The 21640-nt window shown below is 53.1% G+C and carries 17 protein-coding genes; 6 read left to right on the top strand and 11 right to left on the bottom strand.

Annotated elements, in window-relative coordinates; translation table 11 throughout:
- Nucleotides 1-599: 599 nt before the first annotated feature.
- Nucleotides 600-1595: a class B sortase gene (srtB, locus tag HCR03_RS16905; protein WP_166525181.1), complete on the bottom strand. Its 996-nt coding sequence runs from the start codon at nucleotides 1593-1595 to the stop codon at nucleotides 600-602.
- Between the two features lie 241 nt (nucleotides 1596-1836).
- Between srtB and HCR03_RS16900 the strand changes: the two genes are divergently transcribed.
- The 6 genes from HCR03_RS16900 to HCR03_RS16875 all read left to right on the top strand — a co-directional run bounded on the left by HCR03_RS16900 (nucleotide 1837) and on the right by HCR03_RS16875 (nucleotide 7925).
- Nucleotides 1837-3414, top strand: coding sequence for a purple acid phosphatase family protein (locus HCR03_RS16900; protein WP_187035556.1), 1578 nt, complete (start codon nucleotides 1837-1839; stop codon nucleotides 3412-3414).
- An 88-nt stretch (nucleotides 3415-3502) separates the two neighbouring features.
- Nucleotides 3503-4675, top strand: a complete 1173-nt coding sequence (locus tag HCR03_RS16895) for a YibE/F family protein (RefSeq protein WP_187035555.1) — start codon at nucleotides 3503-3505, stop codon at nucleotides 4673-4675.
- Nucleotides 4676-4833: 158 nt separating this feature from the next.
- A complete protein-coding gene (locus HCR03_RS16890; protein ID WP_156991369.1) occupies nucleotides 4834-4977 on the top strand; it encodes a hypothetical protein in 144 nt (47 codons plus the stop codon).
- An 818-nt stretch (nucleotides 4978-5795) separates the two neighbouring features.
- Nucleotides 5796-6188, top strand: coding sequence for a hypothetical protein (locus tag HCR03_RS16885; protein WP_187035553.1), 393 nt, complete (start codon nucleotides 5796-5798; stop codon nucleotides 6186-6188).
- A 40-nt stretch (nucleotides 6189-6228) separates the two neighbouring features.
- Nucleotides 6229-7089: an ATP-binding protein gene (locus HCR03_RS16880; RefSeq protein ID WP_187035551.1), complete on the top strand. Its 861-nt coding sequence runs from the start codon at nucleotides 6229-6231 to the stop codon at nucleotides 7087-7089.
- Complete coding sequence (locus HCR03_RS16875; RefSeq protein ID WP_187035549.1) at nucleotides 7086-7925, top strand: DNA-binding domain-containing protein; 840 nt, start codon at nucleotides 7086-7088, stop codon at nucleotides 7923-7925. Before HCR03_RS16880 ends, HCR03_RS16875 begins: the two co-directional genes overlap by 4 nt.
- Before the next feature lie 44 nt (nucleotides 7926-7969).
- Here the strand turns inward: HCR03_RS16875 and HCR03_RS16870 are convergent, their stop codons facing one another.
- From HCR03_RS16870 to HCR03_RS16825, 10 genes are all read right to left on the bottom strand, one after another.
- Nucleotides 7970-9991: a methyl-accepting chemotaxis protein gene (locus tag HCR03_RS16870; protein WP_187035548.1), complete on the bottom strand. Its 2022-nt coding sequence runs from the start codon at nucleotides 9989-9991 to the stop codon at nucleotides 7970-7972.
- A gap of 98 nt (nucleotides 9992-10089) precedes the next feature.
- Entirely contained in the window at nucleotides 10090-11058 is a 969-nt protein-coding gene (locus tag HCR03_RS16865) for a hydroxyacid dehydrogenase (RefSeq protein WP_066645931.1), read from the bottom strand.
- A 34-nt stretch (nucleotides 11059-11092) separates the two neighbouring features.
- A complete protein-coding gene (gene gdhA / locus HCR03_RS16860; protein ID WP_066645929.1) occupies nucleotides 11093-12451 on the bottom strand; it encodes an NADP-specific glutamate dehydrogenase in 1359 nt (452 codons plus the stop codon).
- A gap of 51 nt (nucleotides 12452-12502) precedes the next feature.
- Nucleotides 12503-13693: a sodium/glutamate symporter gene (gltS, locus tag HCR03_RS16855; RefSeq protein ID WP_187035546.1), complete on the bottom strand. Its 1191-nt coding sequence runs from the start codon at nucleotides 13691-13693 to the stop codon at nucleotides 12503-12505.
- A 221-nt stretch (nucleotides 13694-13914) separates the two neighbouring features.
- The gene (locus HCR03_RS16850) at nucleotides 13915-15051 is read right to left on the bottom strand and encodes an anaerobic sulfatase maturase (RefSeq protein ID WP_187035544.1); all 1137 of its coding nucleotides are present in this window, start codon (nucleotides 15049-15051) and stop codon (nucleotides 13915-13917) included.
- Between the two features lie 313 nt (nucleotides 15052-15364).
- Nucleotides 15365-16780 (bottom strand): NAD(P)/FAD-dependent oxidoreductase, encoded by a 1416-nt coding sequence (locus HCR03_RS16845; RefSeq protein WP_187035542.1) that lies wholly within the window; start codon nucleotides 16778-16780, stop codon nucleotides 15365-15367.
- The gene (locus tag HCR03_RS16840) at nucleotides 16764-17237 is read right to left on the bottom strand and encodes a YaiI/YqxD family protein (RefSeq protein WP_156991368.1); all 474 of its coding nucleotides are present in this window, start codon (nucleotides 17235-17237) and stop codon (nucleotides 16764-16766) included. Before HCR03_RS16840 ends, HCR03_RS16845 begins: the two co-directional genes overlap by 17 nt.
- The gene (locus HCR03_RS16835) at nucleotides 17234-17905 is read right to left on the bottom strand and encodes an HAD family hydrolase (protein WP_066645918.1); all 672 of its coding nucleotides are present in this window, start codon (nucleotides 17903-17905) and stop codon (nucleotides 17234-17236) included. Before HCR03_RS16835 ends, HCR03_RS16840 begins: the two co-directional genes overlap by 4 nt.
- A gap of 37 nt (nucleotides 17906-17942) precedes the next feature.
- A complete protein-coding gene (locus tag HCR03_RS16830) occupies nucleotides 17943-19289 on the bottom strand; it encodes an MATE family efflux transporter (protein ID WP_156991367.1) in 1347 nt (448 codons plus the stop codon).
- 91 nt (nucleotides 19290-19380) lie between these two features.
- On the bottom strand, nucleotides 19381-21498 hold the full coding sequence (locus HCR03_RS16825; protein ID WP_066645916.1) for a sodium-translocating pyrophosphatase: 2118 nt from the start codon (nucleotides 21496-21498) through the stop codon (nucleotides 19381-19383).
- Nucleotides 21499-21640 lie beyond the last annotated feature (142 nt).

Below are 21640 nucleotides of genomic sequence, written 5' to 3'. Positions count from 1 at the left end.
CCGAAGGCGTTTATATCTATCTTAGAGTCGTTTCGGCTCTTCAGTCGATACACTAACGTATCTTTTGGTTTTTTTGTAAGAGTTTCCCTCTCTTTTCGTCCGAAAGTACTTTTACTCTCGAAATCTTTACGGGTTCCTTCTTTATCGTCTCGTTGTTTAATTTTCAAGGTCCCATGCCCGCTTTGTGTGTCATTCGGCGAGCAACTTTATTAGTATAGCACGCTGATCTCCGTTTGTCAACACCCGACCACAATTTTTAAAATTTTAATATTTATCAACTGCGCGGGTTTTTAATAATACCACAACATGTTCGCTTTGTCAACAGACTTTTACAGATTGCGGCCCGCTTCAAGAGCGGAATTTGATGATACCACAATTTTTTTAATTTGTCCAGGGTTTCATACAAAGAAATTTCTGGAAATTGTCTTTTCTTTCACTTCCAGCTCATTCTGCTCAAATAAAATAATTCAAGCGGAGAAAGCCAAATATCAGAAATATGTCGCCGATCGCAGCGAAGGTCCGGCCCGGGTTCATCCCCTCCTGTCATGATAAAAGCTCTTTGCCGAATCCGGTCGGCAAAGAGCTTTTTTACGCAATGTTCAGTCCGTTTTCAGCCAGGACAGCTTCCCGCCGCGCATTGCATCCTGAAAATCGGGCAGAAAAGGCTGTTCCCCGCCGAACCTTTTATACCAGCAGTCGGGATACAGTACGTCGGGATTCTTTACCGCTTCCGATACCTTCACGCTTTCTTTTTCCGAGTCCCGGACGCGCCGTGCAAACACCACTGTTCGGAAACCCTCAAATTCATAGGAACAGGTGGAGAGCGTTATAATTTCATCAGACGGCTTAATGTCAACCGGAAATTCGAACATTGAACGGATTCGAACTTGATAAAGGTATTCCAAAAAATCTTCTTCACAGGAAAACGAGGTTTTCTGATAGTCAAATGGCTTTCCCTGAGCCGGATCCGTATTCACTTTCATGACGGCAAAAATTTTCCAGCAGGCCTTTTCGCCGCCCTTCCGATACAGAACAACGGGATGGGCACGGTAAAAAGCAAGGCTTTCGTAATTCAGCAAGGGGGCGAACATGCTTCCGTCCTTCATACTGTGCCCGTATAAAATCGTATTTTTCACCTGTTTGCCCGCCGAATCGGAGCTCAGCATAAAAATACTTCCGTATTTGGTTTCGTTTTTTTCCCAGTCATGGGTCAGGTAAAAATCAGGTGAACCCGCCGGCGCCAGAAGGACCGGGTAATCAATCGCTGTTTCCGGCAAGGTAATCCATCCCGTCACGTCTCGGTTGACGGCTTGCAGCTGATCAAAGGGATCAGGCACGGCCTTCGTTTCCGCTGCCGGCGGAACATTTTGACTGCCGGTCCGCGTGACGGCACTGCTTGCAGCGGCTCGATAGTAGGAACGGGCTTCGGTCAGATCGGATTCGGAACGAAGAAACGGAAAAATCAGGCGTGTAATCAGAATTTGAGTACAGACTACGAAAGAAAGAACGCAGCCAAGCAAAACATAATAATAAGGAGACAGGCTGGACAACCGTTTGGGGACAGGCTTCATTCTCTGATCCGCAATTCGTTTCAACCGCAAAAACCAGTCGGAAAGACACATTAACATCAGCCCTTACAACGGATTTAATTCTGCTGTTCCGAAATGATCCTATCATGCGCAGATCAGAAGATCAACGTAACCGCTTTTAAATTCTTGTTAAATCGAAAGGTTATCAAGAATTTAACAGAAATTAACAGGACTGTAACCGGCTTCCCATTTGCAGAGACTACAATAACGCTGTTAATTCAGCCATTTGAAAGAGGAGGTTCAATCAATGTTGATTCGTCAAAAAGCGGTCAAAACCATCGCGGCGGCGTTTTGTGCCCTGACAGTCATGGGCGCTGCGCTCGGGATCCCGGCACAGGCGGCATCAGCCTCGGCTCCCTACAACATTACGATCGGAATCGGAAGTACGGAAACGGAAGTACGGTTTTGCTGGCAAAGCGGCAATTCCGCCGCCGGACAGCTTCAGATTGCGAAAACAAGCGACATGAAGAACAACAGTTTCCCTGCGGACTCGACAAAGCAGGCGGCCGTCGCAAAGATGACGGCGACGGAAGGTGTTCTTAACAATCCCAAAAACACCGATCAGTCCATCGGCTCTTTTCAGGATGAAAGCGGGGCGGCCCTTTCGGATGAATACTCCGACAAAGTCACGGTCGGCGGGCTTGTTCCGAATACCTCCTATACCTATCGCGTAGGAGACGGGACAACCTGGAGCAAAACATATACGTTCCAGACAAAATCCGCCAAGGACGGATTCAGCTTTGCGGCTTTCGGCGATCCCCAGATGGGCGCGAGCGGAAATCTGGCCAATGATCAGGCCGGCTGGGCAAACACGCTCAAAAAAGTATATTCGAAGTATCCTTCCCTGAACTTCCTGTTTTCCATGGGCGACCAGGTAAACAATTACGACCATCTGTATACGCAGCAAAAGGAATACAACGCATTTTTCAACCCCGATTCCTCGGCTGATTATCTGCAAGCCCATATTCTGGCTGCCTATTCCGGCAATCACGACTTCCAGATGGGCAAGTATTACAGCTTCCATTACAATCAGCCCAATCTTTCCACCCTTGGGCAGACCAAAACAAACAATGTGGACGACAACAACGGAGATTACTGGTTCCGTTACGGCAACACGCTGTTTCTGGTGCTGGAAGGCAACAACTTCTATGACGTTTCCGCGCACGACGCCTTTCTGAAACAGGCAATCGACGCGAACAAAGACGCAAAATGGAAGGTGGTTTCTTTCCATCAGGCGCCTTACAGCGAAGCCAACCACGACGGTGCGACTTCAGCGGATGACGACACGATGTTCATGCGCAAAAACTGGACGAAGCTGATGGACAAATACCAGATCGATATTGTGCTGAACGGTCACGACCATTACTACACCCGCACTTATCAAATGTATGGCGGGTCCGCCGTCAGCACGGTTAAAAAAGGCCAGGTGACCAATCCGAAAGGGACCGTGTACCTTACGCTTGATTCCGGCAGCGGCAGCAAATACTATAAATACAACGCCACGGCGGATCACTCATTCAGCGCGGTCGGCTGGCAAAATAACGAACCGACCTACACTTACGCAAAAGTCACCGGCGATACCTTTACTCTGACAACCTATAAGACCAGCTCCGACACGCCGATCGACACCTATACCATCACCAAGACCTCCGCGTCCCCGACGGCCGCAGTTTCAACAACAGCCCCCGCTTCCGCGGCCTCCAATCCCAAAACGGGCGACAGGGAAGGCGGCACATACCTGTATGCCGCGCTTGCGGCTCTTGCGCTGATCGTAGCCGCCGGATGCATCGCAGCCCTTCGAAAAAAACCGACTGCCCGCAGCTAATCCGCTTCCTGTATCAAAACAACCCCGTTGCACTGATTGTGAAACGGGGTTGTTATCATAAATTGAAAGAAAAGGCGGGGAATGCGCCGTGCCGCGTGTTGAGATCAAAGAGAAATGGAAGCTGGCCCTTTTGCTGCTGATTCTGGCCGTCTATACCGTATTCGCCTATTCCGTCAGCCGTCACCAGGCTTATTACAACCCCTACAGCCTGTCGGGAAACGACCAGATTTCCTTTGAACAGGCAAGCGTAATTTCCGTCGATTCTGAAAGCGCAAAAAAAGACGAAATCCATCCGGAGCTGCTGGTCGGCTCGCAGAACGTCACGGTAAAAATCCTGACGGGTAATTTTCAAGGCAGAAGCTACCACATCGTCAATAATCTGAATTACGATACCAATTACAAGTTGAATGCCGGGCAGACCATCATTGTTTCCGTGAGCGCAACGGGTGACGGCGGAACCGTCAACATCAACCCCAACTCCCCGCACCGAACCCCCTACCTTTACGCAATGGCGGTTCTTTTCGTCCTGCTGCTCTGCTTCGTCGGCGGGAAACGCGGCTTTCAGTCGGTCGTGGCCATCGGATTTACGATGACAAGCGTCATTTTTATTTTTGTGCCCCTGCTGTACCACGGTCTTTCCCCAGCAGCCGCCGTCCTGATTTTCTCCGCCGCTACTTCCTGCGTAACTCTTCCGTTGGCGGGGGGGATCGAACGAAAAACATTGATTGCAATTCTGGGTACCATCGGCGGAGTCGCCGTTTCAGCGGGGATTGCCCAGATTTTCAGCTGCCTGACTCAAACCTCCGGCTACACGTTTTCCGACACAGACTCCCTGCTGGCGATTTCTTCCCACAGCGGACTGAAGGTAGGCAGCCTGTTTTTTGCGGCCGTTCTGATTTCATCACTCGGGGCGGTCATGGATGTTGCCATCTCTGTGGCCTCTTCAATAAATGAAATCTATCGCAGCAATCCGGAAACCGATGCCCCGACTTTATTTGCTTCCGGCATGAATGTCGGCCGCGATATGATGGGCACTATGGCAAACACACTGATTCTGGCGTTCACCGGTTCTTCCCTTGTGATGATGATTCAGATTTATACCTACAACATGCCGTATCAGCAGGTAATGAACTCCAACCATATCGCGGCGGAAATCATTCAGGCGCTCGCAGGAAGCTCCGCCGTCGTCCTTACCGTGCCGCTGGTCTCTCTTCTTTCCGCGAAACTGATGCCGCTGCTTGAAAAACCGAAAAGTGCGTAACAAAGCGCCGCGGGGAAAGCCTTTCACACCTGACGGCTTAAAGGGTATTTTTTGTATTTTTAGTTCGCTCTCGTCCTACTTTTCTACATAATCGTAATTTTTTCGATACAATTTATTTGGCCGTAAAAAGGTCAAATCTGTATCGGAGGTATAAGGAAATGGACGAAGATCTAAAAAAGCAGCTGGAGTGGTTAAACCAGAATCTGACTGCCGTCGTAAAAAACCAGGCGATCATCTACTCCGAGTTGAAAACAATTGAAAACCGGATACCCGATCCGGACAAAAGCCGGGAACTGGAATAGTAAGCCATTCGGGATGAGGTGCGGTACCCCGCATGTGTGTGAGGAAGCAGAACGAACATAAAAATAAATCCGGCACTACATAAAAGGGCGCAGTTATAAAAAGATACTATCCCGAATAGAAAAATCGGGGTTTCCGCTTTGCAGTATCAGCCTGCGATGGTAACGGAATAAGGGCAAGGTAAGCTGTATGCTCCCCTTGCCCTTATTCTGTGACTCTTCCGGCAGCGGGAAAAGCCCGATCGCGGCCGCGCAAAATACCTTTTCCACGGCAATGAACGGCTTTTCCTTGACTTCGAATCCGAACGCGGTATAATTTACCTGTAAAGCACAAAAACTGCAATGCAGAAGCAGGTGCGGGAACACCTGCTTCCTGCATACGGAGCACAACCTCCATACGCAACCGAATATCGGCACATTGCAGTTCTTATCATACCACCCGTCTCGTTTTTTGTACAGGGGTCGAGGCTGATAAGAGTTTTCGCACTGTGCGTTCGAGCGTTGTATATGGATGAAAATCCGTGTACGGCGTTTTTTTCTGCCTTGCGGCAACAGCGCGGGACCCGGCGGAGAAACGAAGCCGCCGCCCCCTTCTTCCCCGGCTGTTCCGTTTATTTTTCTCACATTTTTAGTGAAATCTATCTTTTTCTTCGATTTAGCGAAAAAATCTATTCTATTTTGTATGTAATAAATAAAAATATCTTCTTTTGATCTATTATTTATGAAAAAGTATCTTAAATCCATATTATGATATAGAATCCGCATCTTAAAAAGCCCTCCCGTATCCTTTCCCCGCAAAGAATCTGAAAGGACTCGATAATATGAAACGGAAAACGAAATGGAAACAAACTTTGTTCACAGGTCTTTGCATTACAGTGGTCTCTGAAATTTATTGGAACCTGTTTTATGACGGTCTGCGGATCTCGCTGTCCGTCGTCCTGTTCCCGGTTCTGATAATGACGATGGATCTGGAGACGAATACGCTCTGGACCGGAATCACCTCCGGGGGAATGATTTTCGTTTTTCGCAGCGCGGCGGCATACGTTTCGGGTGCCGGCGTTATCCCCGCCATTCAGTCCGCCCTACCGGGCGGTCTGTACTACCTGTTTTACAGCCTCCTGTTCTTTTTTTTTGGTCCAAAACAAATATATGGCGCGCTTCCCCCGTCTGATTATTTCCGTTTTATGCTGCGACTTTATTTCCAACATGTTTGAAAATTTTTTAAGGAACGGTTTTCCGATTCAAAAACGACGTGTGTTTGAGCTTCTTTCGGTCGCGGTCGTGCGGACCATTTTGGTAGGTTTTATTCTTTTGCTGATTGAGCGCTATCGCTTCCTTCTGACAAAAAAGGAACACGAGCAGCGGTACCAACGGCTGTTTCTAATGACCGCGGGGCTAAAAAATGAAATTTATTTCATGAAAAAGAACACGGAAGAAATTGAAGAGATCATGAGCAACTCCTACCGCCTTTACGAAGCGCTGTCCAATCAGCAGGTAAAGCTGCAAACCAAGGAGTGGGCGCTGATGATCGCGCGGGACGTCCATGAAATCAAGAAAGATTACATTTGCATCATCAGAGGCCTGGAGCAGGAGGTCAGAAACCAGTACCCGGAAAAAGAGATGTGGTTCAGCGATATTTTGACGATTCTCAGAGACGCGACTTATCGGATGATCGAGTCCAAGCATCTCAACATCAGTCTGAATTTTCAGTATCAGCATGATTTCCTAACGCAGGCGCATTACTCCGTCATGCTGCTGCTGAAAAATCTGGTGAACAATTCCGTTGAGGCGATTGCGCTGAGCGAGGAAAAAAATCACAGGAAACATCGGGTCGATATTACCGAGCAGCTGGCGGGGCAAACCTATCAGATCTCCGTTTCCGACGACGGGCCGGGGATTTCTGAAAAGAACATCCCCAAAATTTTTCAGCACGGCTTTTCCACAAAATTCGATTTGGAAAACGGGAATATGTTTCGGGGGGTCGGACTTTCCGGGGTTCGAAGCACGGTAGAGGAGCAGTTCCACGGCACGATCCGTGTGGAATCCCAGCCGAACGTAAAAACGGAATTTCACATGGATATACCGGCCTCCGCTCTGGAGAGGGGACTGAGATGAGAATCTACATTGTCGAAGACGATCAGCCCGTGATCGACACGCTGGAGGATCTGGTCGAGCAGCAGAATCTGGGGATCATCTGCGGAAGCTCCGACGGCGGCCCTCCCGACGAGCAGGCCATTCTGTCGTCCCGGCCGGACATCGTCCTAGTCGATTTTTTGATGCCGAAGAAAGACGGAATTCAGGTGATCAAAAGCCTTAGGGACCTCTCCTGCCGCGCAAAATACATCATGATTTCTCAGATTTCCGATAAAAAATTAATTGAAAAAGCCTATCATTCGGGAGTGGACTTTTTCATCAGCAAGCCGATCAATTCCATCGAAGTGAAATCGGTCATACAGACGGTCTCCGTTCAGCTTCAAAACGAGCGTACCCTCGACAGTATCCGGAACCTGTTTCATTTTGAGGAAAACCCTTCCCCTCCCGCCGCAGTGAAACCGGAGCCCTATTTTAACCGAGCGAAGCTCACAATGAACCAGCTCGGCATGTCAGGCGAAAAGGGCTGCATCGACATTCTAAAGATTTGCCAGTACTTACACGAGAATAAAATTTCGATTTACCAGGTGAACATCGGCCGTCTGTGCGGCCAGCTGTCCACGGTTCCCCAAAGCATGGAGCAAAGGATCCGGCGTGCGATTGCGAAGGGAATGAGGAATCTGGCGCAGCTGGGAATAGAAGATTTCATGAACGAAACCTTCGCGCAGTACTCGGGAAGCCTGTTCCCGTTTGAAGAAGTCAAAGCGGAAATGGATTATATCCGCGGAAAGCGTCCCCGGGGCGGAAAAATCAGCGTGAAAAATTTTATCGACGGGCTGCTGATTGTATCCGAACAGTAAAGCCGGAGCCGTGCCCGGCGAAAATCGTTTTCGCCGGTTTTTGTTTATCGGTTGAATTTGAAACGTCCCAAAAGAGTCTTGAGCGACTGGGCCTGACCGCTCAGCTCTTCGCTGGAAGCGGCGGTTTCTTCCGAGGTCGCGGAGTTTGTCTGAACCACCGCGGAGATCTGGCTCAGGCTTTGCGTGACCCTCTCCACGGAAGCAGCCTGCTCACTGCTGCTCTTTGAAATCTCCTTCACGGAGCGCGCCGTCTTTTCCACGGAATCTACGATCGTTTGAAAGGACCGGGAGGTTTTTTCCGAAATGCCGGTACCGTGCTCGACCGACTGGATGGCGTTGCGGACCAGATGGGTCGTGCTTTTCGCCGCCTCCGCGCTCTTTGCCGCCAGATTTCTAACTTCTTCCGCCACAACGGCAAATCCCTTTCCAGCGTCCCCCGCGCGTGCCGCCTCCACCGCGGCGTTCAGGGCAAGAATGTTGGTTTGAAACGCAATGTCCTCGATTGCCCTGATGATTTTGGAAATTTGGTCGGACGACGTCCCGATTTCGTTCATCGCGGCCGTCAACTGAGACATCAGCTCATTTTCATTCCTGATTTCCGTCATGACTGCTTCGGAAAGCTTTTCGGCATTGGCGGCATTCGCCGCGTTGTTCCTGATCTTCCCGGAAATCTCCCCGACGGAATCGGACAGCAGTTCGACGGAGCCCGCCTGTTCGGTCGCCCCCTGCGCCAGCGCCTGCGCCGCGTTTGCCACTTCTCCGGAGCCGCTTGCGATCTGGTCCGCGGACCTGTCGATCTCTGAGAAGGCGCCTGCGAACGTGATCTTGATGTTTTCGAGAGAAGTCTTGATTTTTGCGAATTCCCCCGCGTAATCGCACTGCAGTTCGAAAGTAAAGTCGCCCTTTGCGATGCGGTCGATCACATTTGATATTTCGTCGATATAATCGATGTACTGGCGCAGCCGGCACACGGTCCCGGACATCGCCTGCGCGACCCGGCCGACCTCGTCGGTTCCGCCCGCGTCGATCCTAGTATCCAGATTTCCGTCCGCAATCTCCTGCGCCGTGTTTTTCAGTTTGATCAAAGGATTTACAATGCTTTTCGACGTCAGCAGTATCAGCCCCAGAATGATGAGCAGGGAAACGATAAACATCGCCAGAAGCGAGCGTAGGATGGCATGATAGGAACGATAGAACTCGTTTTCCGGCAGGCCGGTCGTGACCGTCCAGCCGGTGTCCCCCACCGGCGACACATAACCGAAATTCAGGCTGCCGAGCGCACGGTAAGAGAGAAAGCCCGTCTTCCCGGCGGAGATCTTGCCGATTGCATTTTCAGACATTCCGGAGCTTTTGATGCTCTTGTTTTTAAGGGACTCGTCGGGATAATAGATCAGCCGGCCCCCGGCGCTGGTCAGGATATAGAATCCGGAGTCGCCGAGCCGGTACCCCTTCAAGATCTGATAAAGCCGGTCCAGCGTGATATCGACGCCCGCGAAGCCGACCAGATTCTCCGTTCCGGTCCGGTAAATCGGGGCAACCAGGCTCATTACCATCTTCCCGGTCACGGAATCCTGGTACGGCTCAATGTAGACTACGCTTTTTTTCTCCACGGCCGGCTTATACCACGGTCGTTCGGACAGCTTCTTGCTGTACGGCTTATCCTTGTTTTTGGAGATCATCATATTGGACTTGCAGTCGCCGAACCATACGGAGGAAAAATCGTCGGGATCCGTCCGGTAGATGTTCTGAATCGTATTCTTGATCCGCCCATACCCGCCTGCGGCGCCGTACTTCTCTTCGTCCGATTCCGAGAAAAACTGCTGCAAAAGGTCGCTTGTCGTCATCTGCTCCACAACCGTCCTGTATTTGGAGAAATAATTGTCTACCTCATAGGATGCCGAGACTGATTTTGAAGTCAATTCGTCGGTTGTCAGTTCTGAAACGGATTGTCTAACCGCATGAGTCATAAAAAAAGCGGTCATTACAAAAATCACCGCGACCGGCACGCCGATGAAAAGCAGGATTTTAAGCATCAGCCCTTTTTTCATCACGAATCTTTTTTTCATTTTGCACCTCCGTCGAAACTTCAAAACCCAAACCGGACTCTGCGTATCCGGCTTGGGTTTTGGGGAGAAGTTGACCTATCTATGTCAAAAAGTTGTAATCAGGATACCATTTTGGGATGATTGGCGGGAAACGAGATTTTCTGCCCTGTCAGGACTTCCACGATCCCCTGCGCCGCCATACTGCAGCACTTTTTGACGGATTGCTCCGTGGTGGCCGCCGTATGGGGCGTCGCGATCACCTGCGGCATTTTTAACAGCGCGTGGTCCGGGCCGATCGGTTCATGGGCGTAGACGTCCACGCCGGCGCCGAGGATCCGTCCTGACTGAAGCGCCAGGATCAAATCCTTTTCCACCACGACATCGCCGCGGGCCGCGTTGATGAACGAAGCGGTCGGTTTCATCAGGGCAAAATCCGCGGCCCCGACCGTCCCTCGCGTCTGAGGTGTGGAGGGCATGTGAAGACTGATAAAATCAGATTCCCGCAGCACCTCTTCCTTCCTCTTTTTCAACGTGATCGCCGCATCCAGGGCGTCCTGTTTTAGGTAGGGATCGTAGCCGATCACGTTCATACCGAAGCCGCGGGCCGCCTTTTGGGCCACCAGCTGCCCGATTCGCCCGCACCCCAGCAGACCCAGCGTCATGCCCTTCAATTCAAAAGTGTCGTGAAGCGTGTAGCGCACCTCAGCGTTGCCGGCGCGGAAAATCCCGTCCACATAATTGAATCTGCGCGCGCAGGCCAGCATCAGAAAGATGGTGTGCTCCGCGACCGAATTGGCATTGCCGCCGGGGGCGTAAACCACCTGAATGCCGTTGTTTGTAGCATACGGAACGTCTATGTTATCCAGGCCCACGCCCTGCTTTGCAATCACCTTCAGCCGGGCCGAAGCACCCATCATGGCGGGCGTCACCTCCTCCGTCCGGCAAAAGATTCCGTCCACCTGGTCCCTTTGGATCTCGCGGACGTAATCCGCCTCGCTCCGGCTGTGACTTACAATCACCTGAATTCCGTTCTTTACCAGTATGTCCTTTGCCGAGCGGTCCATTTCTTTTAAAAACAATACCTTCATGTCCGGGGGACTCCTTTCTCTCTTTTACGGGGGATCAGGACGTAATTCCCTGAGCGAGCATCGCGTCGGCTACTTTTTTAAACCCAGCAATGTTCGCGCCCGCGACCAGATTGTAGCCAAGCCCGTATTCCGCCGCCGCCTTTTCGGACGATTCGTAGATGTTTTTCATGATCTCTTTCAGCTTGCAGTCCACCTCGTCGGCCGACCAGGAAATTCGTTCGCTGTCCTGGCACATTTCAAGGCCGGAGACCGCAACGCCGCCGGCGTTTACCGCTTTCGACGGAGCCACGATGATATTTTTCTGTTTCATCAAATAGAACAGCGCTTCGTTGGTTGTGGGCATGTTTGCAACTTCTATGTAATACCTGACGCCGTTTGCCACGATTTTCCTGGCTTCTTCCAGGCCGACGTCGTTCTGGGTCGCGCAGGGCATGACGACATCCGCCTTTACTCCCCACGGCTTTTGGCCCGCGAAGAATTCGCAGCCGAACCGATCCGCGTAGTCCTTGACCTTGTCGTGACCGCTGCTCCTCATTTTCAGCATAAAGTCAAACTTTTCCTGCGTGCAGACTCCGTCCGGATCGTAAACATAGCCGTCCGGACCGGAAAGCGTTACGACCTTCCCTCCCAGTTGGCTGACCTTTTGAACAACGCCCCATGCGACGTTTCCAAATCCGGAGATGGCAAAGGTCTTTCCGTGAAACGTCTCCTTTTCATGCTCAAATATGCTCGCGACATAATAGACGGCACCGAACCCGGTCGCTTCCGGACGAATCAGGCTTCCGCCGAAGGAACGGTCCTTTCCGGTCAGCGCACCGCTTTCAAAAGCGCCGCGGATTCTGCGGTACTGCCCGTACAGATAGCCTATTTCCCGGCCGCCGACGCCGAGGTCTCCGGCGGGAACATCCACGTCGGGGCCGATGTGGCGGTACAACTCCGTCATAAACGCCTGGCAGAAACGCATGATTTCCGCGTTGCTTCTTCCGCGGGGATCAAAATCGGAGCCGCCCTTTGCGCCACCCATCGGCAGAGTGGTCAGGCTGTTTTTAAACGTCTGTTCAAATCCGAGGAACTTCATGATCGAAAGATTGACGGACGGATGAAACCGCAGCCCGCCCTTATAGGGGCCGATGGCGCCGTTGAACTGAACCCTGTATCCACGGTTGACCCGGACTTTTCCCGCATCATCGACCCAGGTGACGCGGAATTCGATGGTGCGCTCCGGCTCCGTGATCCGTTCGAGAAGCGCGGCCTTTTGGTACTCCGGATGCGCGTCGATAAAGGGTGCGATGGAAGTCAGCACTTCCTCGACCGTCTGAACAAATTCCGGCTCGTCCGCACTTTTCTTTTTCACATCCGCCAAAACCTGATTGACATAATCACTTTTGCTCATAATTCAAAAGCCTCCATTTATTTGGGATTAATCCCGAAATTCAAACACGCATTAGGGAAAGAGATTGATAAATATCGTCAGAATACCGCTGTTGAACATATCGATAAATAAGCTGCCGACCAGAGGAACGATGAAATACGCGCGGGGGCACGGGCCGTACCGGTCCGCAAGAACCCCCATATTCGCCATCGCGTTCGGCGTGGCACCCATGCCAAAGCCGCAGAACGCAGTCGTCATCGCGGCAGCCTCATAATCCCTGCCCATGAGATTGAACACCGCGAAGTAGGCGTAAGACGCCATCAGAATTGTCTGAACAAGAAGGATCACGATCATCGGCACCGCCAGAGAGGCCAACTGCCACAGCTTCAGGCCCATCAATGCCATCGCGAGGAAAAGCTGAAGGGATAGGTTGCCCAGGGAATCGATTTCGGGCATCGGCACCTCTTTCTTACCTGCATCCCAGACATTCCGTATGACGACCGCCACCAGCATCGCGCCAATGTATCCGGGTACTGTTATTCCCCAGCTTTTGAACAGCGCCACGACCAGCGTGCCTGCCCCGATCGCCACCGCAATAAACAAAGACGCATTGACAAACCGCTGCGGATGAATCGTCGTCTTTTCCTCCGCTTCCGCATCCGTGATGTTTTCTTCCAGGGCGGTGGAATGCAGCCCGTGTTTCTGAATCCTGCGGCGGGCGAGCGGCCCGCCCATCACTCCGCCGGCCACCAGGCCGAACGTTGCCGCGGCAATCGCCACGGTGGTTGCCCCAACCACTCCGAAGTTCTTTTCCAGCATGGGCCCGAACGCCGCGGAGGTTCCGTGCCCTCCTACCAGGGGAATCGAACCCATGCACAGGCCCAGTTTGGGGTCGATTCCAAACACACCCGCCAGTCCGCCGCCGATAAGATCCTGAAGGATCACCATCCCGAGCGCCAGTCCCAAATACATCAGCACCTGGATTCCGCCCTTTTTCAGCAGACTGAAGCACGCCGTAAAGCCGACCGTACAGAAAAAGATCGTCATAAACACGGTCTGCAGCGTCGAATCAAAGCCGATCTCCGCAACTCCGGACAAATGCAGGCACAAATTCAGGATGGAAAAGATCAGCCCGCCCACAACGGGAGCGGGAATACAGTACTTGTTCAAAACAGGTACCTTTTCGATCAGGAAACGGCCCAGACAATAAACCAGAGCGGCCACCGCACCGGCCTGGAACATGTCCAGATTGATTTCTGTCATTAATACTCCTCCTTGCAACAATTTTTAATCCTCGCAAAGAGTACAGCCGGGCCTTCAAATACTTACAAAAAAATACACAAAAAATTAAGCTCCCAATTCGGCTTTTAGGCCGAATTGGGAGCTTGCCGTCGTTTTTGGAAAACTATCGCAGAAAAAAGAGGGCGCCCTCCGGGTAACCGGAAAACAGCCCTATCGGCTCCCTGGAACAAACCGGAAATTTGTCAGCATATTTCGCCGGAAAGGGTCCGGGAAACCGTTTGGGCGATTTCAGCCAGTCTGGGTGCCGCGTACTCAAAAAAGCGGCGGAAAGCCGGGCAATAATAGTTTTCCACCCGCCCGTTCATTGACTGCCAATCGCGCTTGCATCCGCCCTGACAGATAAAATACCATTTGCAGCCGTCGCAGGCATCCGGCTTTTTCTGTCCGTCGCTTTGAAATTTACACCAAAGCGCGCCATCGGCGGCGTCGGCCAAGGACGTATTCTGCAGCGTCCCCAGACGCCATTCGTCCAGAACGTAAAAATCGCACGGGTAAAGGCTGCCGTCGGCTTCCACCACAATATAGCTGCCGCAGCTGCCCGAAGTCGCGCAGGAGCCGGACGGCATCCCCATCAGCAGATGAACGTAATCGTCGAAAAGGCGGACGCTGACGTATTCCCCTTTTTGCCAATCCAGATACCAGGCGTCAAAAAGCCCGCAGAGAAATTTTCCATAAGCCTCCGGCAAGAGCGAATACGGCTCATTTCCACGTTCTTTTTCCAAAGGGTCGAGGCACGGAATGAACTGCAGGTAGCGCACCCCGAGCCTTTTCAGCGTATTGTAAACCTTTTGCGGGCTGCGTGCGCACTGACCCGTCACAACACAAAGCAGGTTGACTTCCACCTTGTTCTTCTTCAAAAGCTTCCATGCGCCTATGACGCGGTTCCATGTTCCTTTCCCATTATGATCCATTCGATAAAGGTCATTGAGATCCTTTGTTCCATCCACGGAAAGCCCCACCAAAAATCCGTGTTTCCTGAGAAAGTCCACCCAATCGTCGTCCAGAGCCATTCCATTGGTCTGTATTGTGTGACTCACCCTGACCCCGGGCCTTTTATGCCGGTCCTCCAGCGCAACAAATTTCTGAAAGAAATCCAAACCGGCCAGAGTAGGTTCCCCTCCCTGAAAGGCAAAGGAAATTTCTCCGCCCGGATCCACGGTCTCAAAAGCCGAGCGGATCAAAAGCTCCGCCGTCTCCTCGGACATACATCCCAAGATCTTTACGGAGCGCTTTCCGGAAACATCATCGTAAAAGCAATAGCGGCAGCAAAGATTACATAAGCTGGAGGCAGGCTTTATCAGAAAGCTAATATTTTTCAAACAGGTTCCCCTTTCCTGCCAATTTAAGCGTCGGCTGCATTTCAGGAGACATCCAAACGGAAAGAGGAAGATCAGATTCCGTGTGAATCTTCAACCTTTCCGTAACAGAGAAAGTAAACGACAGCCCGGCGTTCCGCCCCGAACCATCCCGACCGAATTATATTATAACGCGTCAATATTGGCGCCGAACACAGAACAGCAGATAGAATCGTTGGATGAGATGCCCGGAATAGGCCTGTAAAGTGCCCAAATTCATTGTGCTCTCAGGCAGGCTGCCTGTCAGGGGTTTTCCGGACAACCCCTTATTTTTCATTTACGGATTTTTCTCCGCGATGTCTCTCGCCACAACCACTCCTGTCACGGAGGACTGCATCAGCCCGCGCGTAATGCCCGCGCCGTCGCCGATGGCATACAGATTTTCCACCCCGGTCTCGAAATTGGGCCCCACCGAAACCTTGGAGGAATAGAATTTGACCTCCACGCCGTAAAGCAGCGTATTCTTGGAATAAAGCCCCGGCGCCAGCTTGTCGAACGCGCGCAGCGACTCCACAATGCTGGTCAGGTGACGGTGCGGCAGAACGAACGACAGGTCGCCCGGAACCGCGCTTTTCAGCGTCGGGATCGTCGTCGACTTGGAAAGGCGCGTCGCGTCCGTCCTGCGGCCCATCAGCAGATCGCCGAGCCGCTGCACCATGATTCCGCCGCCGGTCAGCATATTGCCAAGCTGCGCGATGTAGCGCCCGTACTCAATCGGCTGATGAAACGGCTCCGTGAATTTTGTGGAAACCAGCAACGCAAAATTCGTGTTGTCCGTGTGCCGTTCCTCCTCCGCGTAGGAGTGGCCGTTCACAACCGCGATACCGGAACCGACGTCGTAGTGCTCCTCGCTGACAATGCCGCCCGGGTTCATGCAGAAGGTACGCACGCGGTTTTCAAACGTATCCGAATAATAGACCAGCTTGGCCTCATAAAGATGTTTGGTCAACGGGTCCATCACCGCGTTCGGCACCTCGACCCGCACGCCGATGTCCACCTCGTTATTGGTAATGTCCAGCCCGGTCTCCTGTGCGACGCGGGAAAGCCAGTCGGCTCCGCCGCGCCCGGGGGCGACCACAACATGCCTTCCCCTGACCGCCTGACCGCCGTCCGGTCCCGACAGGCGCACGCCCGCCGCTTTTCCGTTTTCGACCAGAACGGATTCGGCGGTCGTTCTCTCCCGGAACTCGAAATTCGGACGCGAATTCAGGTAGCGGTACATTTCAAGCAGCACTTTAAACGAATATTCGGTTCCCATGTGCCGCACCGGGCATGGAATCAGGCGGATGTTTTCCTTTCGCGCCTCATAAGCGATTTTATCCGCGAACTTGTCGCTTTTGCCGTAAACCTGATCCGGCGCGCCGTAGTGCAGGTAGATCCCGTCCACATAACGGATCAGCTCCCTGGCCTTGTCGACCGTCATATAGTCGGTGATATTGCCGCCGACCTCTTCCGAAAGGGACAGCTTTCCGTCGGAGAACGCCCCCGCGCCCGCCCAGCCGTTCATGATGCTGCAGGTCGCGCAGTGGGCGCACTGCCCGAGGGTCCGCGCGGGGCAGGAGCGGCGTTCCAGCGCACTGCCGGAATCCACAACCAGTATTTTTTTGTCCGGTGCCAGCCTGTCAAGCTCCAGAGCGGTGAAAATGCCAGCCGGACCCGCTCCTACTACGATTACGTCATAAATCTGATCCATGATTGAACTGTTCCTCCGATTTTCCCGTTCTGCGAATCATGTTTTCCAACTGCCGCGCAAATGATTCGTCGTCTTCTTTCGTTCTTTTTCTGTTTTTTCCCGCTTTGCCGCCCGCGCGCCGTATCTTCTGTCCGAGGGCGCGCTCAAACAGCAGGCGGTCCATGTTGTCCTCCCCGTAAACCATCCCGTTCTGATTCAAAGCGACCGCCCCGCGGCTCAGGGACATGGCGGCTACGCCGAAATCCTGCGTTACGACCAGATCGCCCGGTTCTATCAGGTTGACCAGCCGGATATCCGCGCTGTCCCTTCCCTTGTCGACGGTAATTACCGTACTGTAGCCGTCGTCAAGGACGTGGCTCGTGTCAATCAGCATCGTGACCGGAATTCCGAGGCTTTTCGCCTGACGGACGATGATTTCCTTCACCGGGCAGGCGTCCGCATCCACCAGTATTTTCAAACCGCGCCCTCCTCCGATCTTGTTTCCCCAACTAATTTTATCACATCGGTCAACGACGGCTCACAGGACCAGCACAGTTTCCTCAGCGCCGCGTCCGGCTCGATCAGGTCGGGGATCATCACGGCTTTCATTCCCGCCGCGCAAGCCGCCTGAATTCCGCACGGCGAATCCTCCAGTGCAATGCAGTCCTCCGCCGCGGCGCCGAGCGCCTCCGCTGCCTTCAAATATATTTCCGGAGAGGGTTTGCACTGCTCCACCATATCGCCGAAAATCATGCGGTCAAAGTAACCGGCGGCTCCGGTCTGTTCCAGATAACCGGAAGCGCGGCGGCGAGAGGTCGCGGTCGCGACCGCCAGGCGAAACCCGCCCTGCTTTAAATACCGAAGAAGTTCAAACAGCCCCGGCTTGACCGGCACGCCGTTTTTTCGGATGAATTCGTCGATGATCTCCTGCCTGCGCGCCGCAAAAAGCGGATAAGAAAACCCGCTGCCGAAACGCTTTTGATACAGAGGGACACAGTCGGTCTCTCTAACCCCGATCATATCACGCGACAGATCCGCGATGCCGGAGTAACCCAACTCATTGCCGGCCTGTTCAATCGCCTGATCATAAAGGCGTTCCGTGTCGAACATCAGGCCGTCCATATCGAAAATCACCGCGCGCACCATACCTTGCCGTCCTTTCCCATCCGGAATCAATCCGGATTTATGCCAGAAGATTCCTTGATCTCCATTTTCCCCTTCTCCAGCGAATCAGAAGAACCGCGCCGCGGATGCATTCATCCGCGGCCATCGCGGCCCACATTCCGCTAAGGCCCCAGCCTCCCCAAACGCCGAGCAGATACCCCGCGCCGACCGCCACAAACCAGACGCCGATCACCGATACATAAATCGGAAACCGGATGTCTCCAGCGGCCTGCAGCGCTCCCACCAGAACAATATTTATCGCGCGGCCGATTTCCAGAATCATTTCAACCGCGAGAATCCGCCGGCCCAGCCGAATGACGTCGGCGTCGTCGGTAAAGAGCCCGAACAGCCGGTCGCTGCCGAAATAAAGCAGGACGGAAATCAGGAAAGAAACCGCCACGGCAAGCTTCAGCGTCGCCATTACTCTGCGGTTTGCATCCTCTGCGCGGCACGCGCCCATCAGATAGCCGACCATTATCTGCGTCGCCTGTGAGATTGCCGACGCAAAAATATAGGTAATCATGGCAAAAGTCCCGGCATAGGCCTTTGTGTTGATGACAAACACCGGGAACAGGTTGCACATCGCCTGAATCGCGAGCTGTGAAAGGTTATAGGAGATGGATTCGCCCCCCGAGGGAAGGCCGATGCGCAGCAGGCGGTTCAGCTGCCCAAGCGGAAACGGGCGCAGCGCCCGCATTGAAATACGGGCCCCCACCAGCCTGCGAAACAAAAGCACAATCACAAAAAGCCCGATCAAACGGCTTATGTCGCTGGAAATTGCCGCGCCCGCCACACCCAGGGCCGGAATTCCCCAAAAGCCGTTGATCAGGATAAAATTTCCCCCGATATTTGCCAGATTCAAAACAGCCGAAACGAACATGGTTACTTTCATCATGGCGTTGCTGCGGAAAAAAGCGATGAAAGTAACGTAAAGCGACTGAAACACCATTCCGCCGCCCACGATGGACGAATATAAACAGGTCTGGTCCATCAGCTCGCCGGGCACTTTCATCAGGGTATAGATCGGCCTGCTGCAAAACATCAGCAGACCGCTGACCCCAAGACCGGCCAGCAAGTTGACAAACAGCGACAAGGAATAAATTTCTTCCGCGCGCTCCGGTTTCCCGGCGCCGATATACTGGGTAATTAAAATTGTGGACGCCATACTGACAACGTTGAAAAACAGAATCAAAAGCCCAATCATCTGATTCGCGTTGCTGACAGCGCCCACAGCGCTTTGGGAGTAACGACTGACCATCATCTGATCCGCGTTGCCGACCAGCATCTGAAGCACAAGCTCCACAAAAATCGGCCATGTGATTGAGAAGACAAATCCGCGTCTCCCGGTAAATTCAAGCTCCTGCATCGGGCCCTCCGTGTTCGGCATCCAACAAACAAAACGATTGTCATTATAGCATTTTAAGCCGCAATGTCAACACGATGAGGCCCAACTTCGATTAAAAAATTGAGTGTGAAAGGATCAGGCCCGCAAACACAATGGAGACCATGGAGGTCAGTTTGATCAAAATGTTCAGAGATGGACCGGACGTATCCTTGAACGGATCGCCGACCGTGTCGCCGACCACCGCCGCTTTATGCGCGCTGCTGCCCTTGCCGCCGAGCTTTCCGCTTTCTATGTATTTCTTCGCGTTGTCCCAGGCGCCGCCAGCGTTCGCCATCATGACCGCCATAACAAACCCCGTCACCGTGGCGCCCGCCAGCATTCCGACCACACCGTTTACACCCAGAATCAGGCCGACAATGATCGGCGTCGCGATTCCAACAAGAGCGGGAGCCACCATCTCTTTCTGGGCGGAACGGGTGCAGATATCGACGCACGTTTCATAATCCGGTTCCGCCTTTCCTTCCATCAGGCCCGTGATTTCATGGAACTGCCGCCGAACCTCGTTCACAATGCTCTGCGCGGCGCGTCCGACCGCGTTCATGGTAAACGCGGAGAACAAAAACGGAAGGACCCCGCCGATAAACAGCCCCACCAGAACGATCGGATTCGTAATGCCCAGGTCAAACTGAAAGGAGGGATCGCGAACCTTGACCGAATCCATATAGGAGGCAATCAGAGCAAGCGCCGTCAGCGCGGCGGAACCGATCGCAAATCCCTTGCCGGTCGCGGCCGTCGTATTTCCCAGGGAATCGAGCGCGTCGGTGCGTTCGCGCACCTCTTCGCCAAGTTCCGACATTTCGGCAATGCCGCCCGCGTTGTCCGCCACAGGGCCGTAAGCGTCCGTCGCAAGCGTGATTCCAAGCGTGGAAAGCATGCCGACGGCCGACAGGCCGATGCCGTACAATCCGTGGTTAAAGTCCGCCGCTCCGCCGGAAACGAAATAGCTCGCCAGTACGGAAACGCCGACGATCACGACCGGAAAAACAGTGGATTTCATTCCGAGCGCAAGCCCGCCGATTATCACGGTGGCCGGCCCGCCGGAAGAATCCGCGGCAAGGTCCCTCGTGGGCCGATAGGTATCGGAAGTAAAATATTCGGTGGAAATGCCGATCAGGATGCCTGCGAGCAGGCCGGAAAGAATGGCAAAGTAGAGTCCGGTCTTATCGGCGCCCAGACCGAAACGGATCAGCGGATAGGATACAATCGCGATCAGCAGCGCGCTGATCCAGGTGCCGCGCCGCAGCGCGGTCAGAAGATTCTTTTGAGTCGCGCCCTCTTTGGTTCTGACAAAGAAGGTGCCGACAATGGAAGCGATGATCCCGACCGCGGCCATGACCATCGGAATGCTTACTCCGCTGAAACCGAGCCCCGCCGCGGAAGCGAGGGCCGCCGTTGAAATGATGGAACCGACATAGGATTCGTACAGGTCCGCGCCCATGCCGGCGACGTCACCGACGTTGTCGCCCACGTTGTCGGCGATGACGGCGGGATTTCTCGGATCGTCTTCCGGGATGCCGGCTTCGACCTTGCCGACCAGGTCCGCCCCGACGTCGGCGGCCTTTGTAAAGATACCGCCGCCCACACGCGCGAACAGCGCCATGGAGGAAGCGCCCATGCCGAACGTCAGCATCGCCGTGGTAATGGCCTGAACCTGCGCGTCCTCAAGCGCCTGCCCCGCAGCCGCCGCGAGATGCGCAGGGTCCGAATACCAGAATTTCAGGAAGTAATACCAGAAGGAGATATCGACAAGCCCCAATCCTACCACAACAAACCCCATGACCGCGCCCGCCGAAAAGGCGACGTGCAGGCCGGAGTTTAAACTGTGCTGCGCGGCGTTCGCCGTGCGGTCGTTCGCATTCGTCGCAATTTTCATCCCGATAAATCCCGACAGGCCTGAGAAAAAGCCGCCGGTCAGGAAGGCGAACGGAACGAATATTGTCAGGAATCCCGTGAACGCCATGATCAGCAGAACGATGAACATAACCCCGAAAAAAATCGCGACGCCGGTGTACTGACGCTTCAAATATGCGTTCGCGCCCCTGCGCACCGCAAGGGAAATCTTTTTCATCTTGTCGCTGCCTTCATCCGCTTTCAGCACTTTGGCCGCGAGGTACCACGCAAACAATAGCGCAACGACAGCTCCGATTGGTGCGAAAATAGTTGCTTCCATAAAACTCCTCCTTAATTTCATTACAGAATTCCAATAATTTCATTATAAACCCGAATTAGTTAAATTTCAATCAATCTTTTTCGGAATTGGAATTATCATAAATGAAATTTTACGGCAGAATTTTTGTGAAATAAGGCAAAAA

Origin of the sequence: Caproicibacter fermentans (assembly GCF_014303955.1) — a bacterium.
GTDB classification, from domain to species: domain Bacteria; phylum Bacillota; class Clostridia; order Oscillospirales; family Acutalibacteraceae; genus Caproicibacter; species Caproicibacter fermentans.
The sequence above is the reverse complement of the archived record's forward strand: the minus strand, read 5'-3'. Positions and strand labels throughout refer to the sequence as shown.

Coding starts and splice junctions, on each gene's coding strand:
- gdhA (WP_066645929.1), bottom strand. CDS start 12,451: ATGAGCAAAAGTGATTATGTCAATCAGGTTTTGGCGGATGTGAAAAAG.
- HCR03_RS16875 (WP_187035549.1), top strand. CDS start 7,086: ATGAGAATCTACATTGTCGAAGACGATCAGCCCGTGATCGACACGCTG.
- HCR03_RS16865 (WP_066645931.1), bottom strand. CDS start 11,058: ATGAAGGTATTGTTTTTAAAAGAAATGGACCGCTCGGCAAAGGACATA.
- HCR03_RS16835 (WP_066645918.1), bottom strand. CDS start 17,905: ATGGTGCGCGCGGTGATTTTCGATATGGACGGCCTGATGTTCGACACG.
- HCR03_RS16825 (WP_066645916.1), bottom strand. CDS start 21,498: ATGGAAGCAACTATTTTCGCACCAATCGGAGCTGTCGTTGCGCTATTG.
- gltS (WP_187035546.1), bottom strand. CDS start 13,693: ATGACAGAAATCAATCTGGACATGTTCCAGGCCGGTGCGGTGGCCGCT.
- HCR03_RS16830 (WP_156991367.1), bottom strand. CDS start 19,289: ATGCAGGAGCTTGAATTTACCGGGAGACGCGGATTTGTCTTCTCAATC.
- HCR03_RS16900 (WP_187035556.1), top strand. CDS start 1,837: ATGTTGATTCGTCAAAAAGCGGTCAAAACCATCGCGGCGGCGTTTTGT.
- HCR03_RS16870 (WP_187035548.1), bottom strand. CDS start 9,991: ATGAAAAAAAGATTCGTGATGAAAAAAGGGCTGATGCTTAAAATCCTG.
- HCR03_RS16885 (WP_187035553.1), top strand. CDS start 5,796: ATGAAACGGAAAACGAAATGGAAACAAACTTTGTTCACAGGTCTTTGC.
- HCR03_RS16845 (WP_187035542.1), bottom strand. CDS start 16,780: ATGGATCAGATTTATGACGTAATCGTAGTAGGAGCGGGTCCGGCTGGC.
- HCR03_RS16890 (WP_156991369.1), top strand. CDS start 4,834: ATGGACGAAGATCTAAAAAAGCAGCTGGAGTGGTTAAACCAGAATCTG.